Here is a 1,095-nt window from a genome sequence, read left to right as displayed (position 1 = left end):
TTCACCCGCTTCGATGAACAACCCTTTGCCGCGGCCTCCATTGGCCAGGTACACCACGCTGTGACGCTGGACGGCGCCGAAGTGGTGGTGAAAGTGCAGTACCCGGCGGTCAAGGAATCCATCGACTCGGACATGAAGCACCTGCGCCGTATCCTGCGCCTGGGCAGTTTGCTGAAAGTGGATGAAGCAGCACTGGATGCGGTATTTCGGGAAATTCGCAACCAGCTCCATGAGGAACTGGATTACCGACAGGAAGCCAACAACCTGGAGCACTTTCAGGCCTTCCACCAAGATCAGCCCTGGTTGGTCATCCCTCAGGTTTTTCCTGCCCTCTCCAGTGAGAAGGTGCTGACCCTGAGCTACGAAACCGGCACCGCACTGGACCAGGTGGACGATGCGCACGGCTTCGACCAGGCCACCCGTAACCAGCTGGGTGAACGCCTTTTCGATGCCATTGGTCAGCAGATCTTTCAGTTGCGGGCGGTCCATTGCGACCCTCACCCCGGCAACTTTGCCTTCCGCCCGGATGGCACCATCGTGATCTACGATTTTGGCGCGGTTAAACGCCTGCCCGAACAGGATGCGGAATTACTGAAGCGTCTGGTGCGCACCGCCATCAACAAGGACTGGAGCACTCTGGACACCCTGCTGCTGGAGCTGGGCGCCCGCAAAAAAGATACCCGGGTGAGCGGTGACTTTTATGCGGTCTGGATCGAGCTGTTACTGCGAGCCTTTGATGACGAACCCTACGATTTCGGAGACTCACAGCTGCATACCGACATCATGCGCCAGGTGAAGCGCACACCACTGGAACAGATGCTCAAGTTCCAGCCCTCCTCGCGCAGCCTGCTGGTAGAACGGGTCATCAGCGGGCACTACTGGACGATGATGAAACTCGGCGTGAACACCGCATTCCGTCCCAACCTGGAAAAAGCGATCAACGCCGCTGCGCCCGGGGACTGACCCCCACCAACAGACAGCCTCATCCACCACAAAAAAGCCCCTCACTCGGAGGGGCGTTTTTGTATCCCTGTGTTTGGCTACCGCAATCAGAACGCGGAACGCAGGCCAACACTGATACCGGAAATTTCTTCT

The 1,095-nt window shown here is 58.0% G+C and carries 1 protein-coding gene; it reads left to right on the top strand.

Annotated features, from left to right (window positions below; all coding sequences use genetic code 11):
• Positions 1 to 963: AarF/ABC1/UbiB kinase family protein (locus A3754_RS04040; RefSeq protein WP_063518900.1), on the top strand; the 963-nt coding region annotated here is incomplete at its 5' end.
• Positions 964 to 1,095: the final 132 nt, after the last annotated feature.

This window comes from Alcanivorax sp. HI0083 (assembly GCF_001635175.1).
Note: the sequence above shows the minus strand (reverse complement) of the source record. Positions and strands in the feature narration are given on the sequence as shown.